Raw genomic sequence first — 4,253 nt, 5'->3', positions numbered from 1 at the left:
AGCCGAGCCCCGACGCCGGGCGGACGCCCTTGTCGATGTGGATCCGCGCCGGCGCGTCGAGCGCCTCGACGACGGCCCCCACGGTGTTCTTCTCGGGGTCCTCCGGGATGTACTGCGCGCCGACGCCCGTGACCTCGATCGTCGTCTCGGCCGCCTTCTCGACCGTGACGACGTCCGCCGGCCGCGAGAGGGCCGCCCCGAACACGTCGAAGCCGCTCCCGAGGTTCGCGCTCGTCGCGGGGGCCCGTACCGTTACCATGGCGGGGAGTGTCGCCGGGGGCAAAAAAAGAAGCGGGATCGAACAGGAACCGAAACCGCGACGCGATCGGTCGCACTCGTCGGCGGAACGCGGGAAGAAAGAGACGGAAACGCTCGGGAGAAGGCCGGTCTCAGCTTTCGGACATCGTCCACAGTAGCGTGCCGATCAGGATGAGCGGGATGCCGACGAGGACGAAGGTCGCCGGCATCGTCGTGTACGGTGCCGCGAGGAAGACGACGCCGAAGACGGCCAAGATCGACGCGAACATCTTCTGAGACTTCAGCGGCGCGGCCCCGAGAAGCGAGACGACGAGCCCGAACAGTATGACGTGCCCAAGGTGGTAGTTGAGCAGGAACGTGTCGATGACCAGCGGCGAGATCATTCTTAGCTGGAGGTGCGAGCGATTCGCGCATTAAAGTTCCGTTTCTCGCGGCTCGCGGCGACCGCGACGCCGTCCGCGTGCCCACCTTATAAGAGTCGGCGGCGCGACCGGCGACCGTGCGACTCGTTCAGGTCATGATACCGGCGGGCAAGCGCGCGGCGGTCGTCCGCGCGCTCGACGACGAGGGGGTCGACTACGTCGTCACCGACGAGACCAGCGGCCGCGAGTACACCGCGGTCGCGACGTTCCCGCTGCCGACGGCCGCGGTCGAACCGGTCCTCGAACGGCTCCGCGAGGCGGGGATCGACGAGAGCACCTACACCGTCATCGTCGCGGCAGAGACGGTCATCTCCCGGCGGTTCGAGGCGCTCGAAGAGCAGTACGAGGAGGACGCCGAGCACGGCGGCGACCGGATCTCCCGCGAGGAGCTCCAGGCGAAGGCCGAGGGGCTCGCCTCGGGGCTGGGGACGTACGTGTTGATGACCGTTATCTCGGCGGTGATCGCCACCGCCGGGCTGCTGTTAGACTCCCCCGCGACCGTCGTCGGCTCGATGGTGATCGCGCCGCTCATCGGCCCCGCGATGTCCGCGGCGATCGGCACCGTCGTCGACGACGAGTCGCTGTTCCGGCGCGGGGTGCGGATGCAGATACTGGGCGTCGCGGTCGCGGTCTTCGCGGCCACGGCGTTCGCGCTCGCGTTGCGCTCGCTCGCCTTGGTCCCGCCCGGGCTCGACCCGCTCGAACTCGCGGAGGTGTCCGAACGGCTCGCGCCGAACGTCCTCGTCCTCGTCGTCGCGGTCGGCGCGGGTATCGCGGGTATCGTCTCGCTGATAACCGGCGTCTCGGCGACGCTCGTGGGCGTGATGATCGCGGTGGCGCTGATCCCGCCCGCGGCCGCCGTCGGGATCGGGATCGCCTTCCGGATCCCGCGGCTCGTGATCGGCGCGGGCATCATCGTCGCGGTGAACGTCCTCTCGATCAACCTCTCCGCGCTCGTGATGCTGTGGTACGAGGGGTACCGCCCGCAGCGATGGTTCCGCGAGGACGACGCGCGCGCCGCGTTCCTCAAGCGCGTCGCCGTGCTCGCGGTCGCCATCGCGCTGCTCTCGGTGTTCCTCGGCGGCGTCACCTACGACTCGTACGTCGCCTCGACCACGGAGACCGACATCCGGGCCGCCGCGAGCGACGAGCTGACGGCGCTGAACTCGGAGTTCGAACTGCTCGAACTCACCGTCGAGCGCACCGGAACGGTCCCGCCGCTCAAAACCGATCGGGTGGTGGTCACGGTCGGCGTGCCGCCCGGCGGTCCCGTCGAGGGTATCGCGCCCGTACTCGACGGCCGCATCGAGACCGTGGTCGACGGCGAGGTCACCGTCGAGGTCCGCACGGTGACCGTCGAACGCGCCTGAGTCCGCGGTGACCGCGGACGCTTCTCGCCGAGCCGTTCCGCCCTCGCCGAGCCGTTCCGATCTCTCCGCGGTCCGGTCGTTTTTCGACCGCGTGAACGGAAGAGCAAGGGCTTTTTATCGGGACGCCGTGGCCTCCGCCAGTGACTGACTCAGAGCCACCCGACGACGATTCGATGCGTGAGGTCGTCGAGCGGTCCCGAAGCGGCGCGCCGGCGGTCGGCGAGGCCGTCAGGGACCGGTTCTCCTCAGACGAGGTGTTCCAGCGGATCATCGCCGCCGCGGACGAGGAGGTGACCTCGGGGAGCCGCGAGCTGTTCTTCAGCGGGCTCGCTGCCGGGCTGGCGATCACGATCACGTTCATGCTGTACGCGTCGCTGACGGCGGCGACCGACTCAAACCCGATCTTGAGCGTCCTGCTGTACCCGCTCGGGTTTATCTACATCATCATCGGCGGTTACCAGCTGTACACCGAGAACACGCTCCCGCCGGTGGCGCTCACGCTCGAACGGCTCGCGAGCCTCCCGACCCTGCTCCGCCACTGGACGATCGTGCTCGCGGGCAACTTCGCCGGCGGCGCGATCGGCGCGGCCGTCCTCTCGTACGGCGGCGTCTTCACGGGCGACACCGTCGAGGCGGCGCGATACATCTCCGAGGGCGGCTTCGGCATGGAGTTCGTTCCGCTCTTCTTCAAGGCCGCGATGGCGGGGCTCATCGTCGCCGGCGTCGTCTGGGTCGGCTTCGCCTCCACCGACTCCGTGAGCCGGATGCTCGTCGTCTACCTCGCGTTCCTCGCGATCCCGCTCGGCGACCTGTTCCACGTTGTTGTCTCCTTCACCGAGGTCGTGTACCTGTTCTTCGAGTACAGTATTCCGCTGTACGGCGCGGAGATTAGCCTCTATTCCGGCCTCATCGGCTTCGTCGTGCCGGTGTTGCTCGGTAACACTATCGGCGGCGTCGTCCTGGTGACGCTCGTCAACTACTTCCAAACGAGCGAGGAGCGGCTCGAAGAGGCTCGCTTCGAGGGCGTGAGCCGCCGCCTGACCGTGCCCGAGTGGGTGTTCGGCCGCGCGGCCGGTCGATCGTACGTCCCGATCTTGGACGCCACCGAGGCGACCCTGTTCGCGGGCGAGGGGTACCGTATCATGGTGCCGATCACGAACCCGCGGACCGACGGGCCGATAGTCGAGCTGGCGGCGCGGCTCGCGAGCAGCCACGAGGAGGGCGTCGTCCACATCGTTCACGTCGTCCAAGCGCCGGAGCGCATGTCGCTGTCCTCGGGCGACGCGGGCCGTCGGATAGCCGATGTCTCCGCCGAGGGAATGGCGAACCTCCGGTCGACGGCGGCCGACTACGACGTCGAGGTGTCGACGTCGACGGTGATCTCGCACCGCTCGTTCGAGGAGGTATTCAACATGGCGCGCCGGACCCGCCCGGACGCGGTGTTGATGGGCTGGGGCGACGACCAGCTGTGGAGCGCCGCCCGCGCCGAGCGCCCGATCGACGAGCTGACGAACCAGCTCCCCTGCGACTTCCTCATCCTCAACGAGCAGGACCTCGACACCTCGCGGATCCTTATCCCCACTTCCGGCGGGCCGGACTCGGCGCTGAGCGCGGAGGTGGCGAAGGTGCTCGCGGACACCGCCGACGCCGAGGTGACGTTGCTCCACGTGGTCGACGGCCCGGAGAACCGGGAAGACGGGAGGTCGTTCCTCGCGGCGTGGGCCGACGAACACGGGCTCACGGACGCCGAGTTCGTCGTCGACGACGGCGGCGACGTCGAGTCGGCCATCGTCGAGGCGCGACCGACAAGACGCTCGTCATCATCGGCGCAACGGAGAAGGGCCTGCTCTCCCGGCTCGTCTCGAACTCGCTCCACCTCGACGTGATCCACGAGGTCGACGCCTCGGTGCTGCTCACCGAACGCCCCAGCTCGCGGTCGCTGCGCGAGCGGCTGTTCGGCTCCGGTCGCCGCGCGACCGATCTGTCGGGCGGGGTCGACCGCGACCCTGAACAGTCGCAGGGGACCGACGTGCGGGATGTCGGGGGCAACGGAGATAGCAACGGTGGCGGTGATGGTGACGGCGACGGTGGTGGCAACGGTGACGCGGACCCCGACGGCGACAACGGGGGAGTCAGACAGCGGCGCTGCCGACGCCGCGGACGCATCCGTCGCCGACGCGCTCGCCGACGCCGACGGCACCGG

Annotated in this window: 2 protein-coding genes and 2 pseudogenes; 2 read left to right on the top strand and 2 right to left on the bottom strand. The window is 69.0% G+C overall.

Annotation, left to right across the window (positions count from 1 at the left end; translation table 11 throughout):
- Together BN903_RS11405 and BN903_RS11400 are read right to left on the bottom strand one after the other, a co-directional pair.
- A pseudogene (locus BN903_RS11405) lies at positions 1-259 on the bottom strand (homoserine kinase); the annotation flags it as partial.
- A 130-nt stretch (positions 260-389) separates the two neighbouring features.
- The gene (locus tag BN903_RS11400) at positions 390-641 is read right to left on the bottom strand and encodes a hypothetical protein (RefSeq protein ID WP_048077838.1); all 252 of its coding nucleotides are present in this window, start codon (positions 639-641) and stop codon (positions 390-392) included.
- Positions 642-775: 134 nt separating this feature from the next.
- Between BN903_RS11400 and BN903_RS11395 the strand changes: the two genes are divergently transcribed.
- Positions 776-2,050, top strand: a complete 1,275-nt coding sequence (locus tag BN903_RS11395; protein WP_048077874.1) for a TIGR00341 family protein — start codon at positions 776-778, stop codon at positions 2,048-2,050.
- Positions 2,051-2,190: 140 nt separating this feature from the next.
- Positions 2,191-4,253 (top strand): annotated as a pseudogene (locus tag BN903_RS11390) (formate/nitrite transporter family protein); the annotation flags it as partial.

The organism is Halorubrum sp. AJ67 (assembly GCF_000513435.1).
The sequence above is the reverse complement of the archived record's forward strand: the minus strand, read 5'-3'. Positions and strand labels throughout refer to the sequence as shown.

Excerpts from the sequence above, each read along its gene's own strand:
- BN903_RS11400 (WP_048077838.1), bottom strand. The coding sequence starts at position 641 with ATGATCTCGCCGCTGGTCATCGACACGTTCCTGCTCAACTACCACCTT.
- BN903_RS11395 (WP_048077874.1), top strand. The coding sequence starts at position 776 with ATGATACCGGCGGGCAAGCGCGCGGCGGTCGTCCGCGCGCTCGACGAC.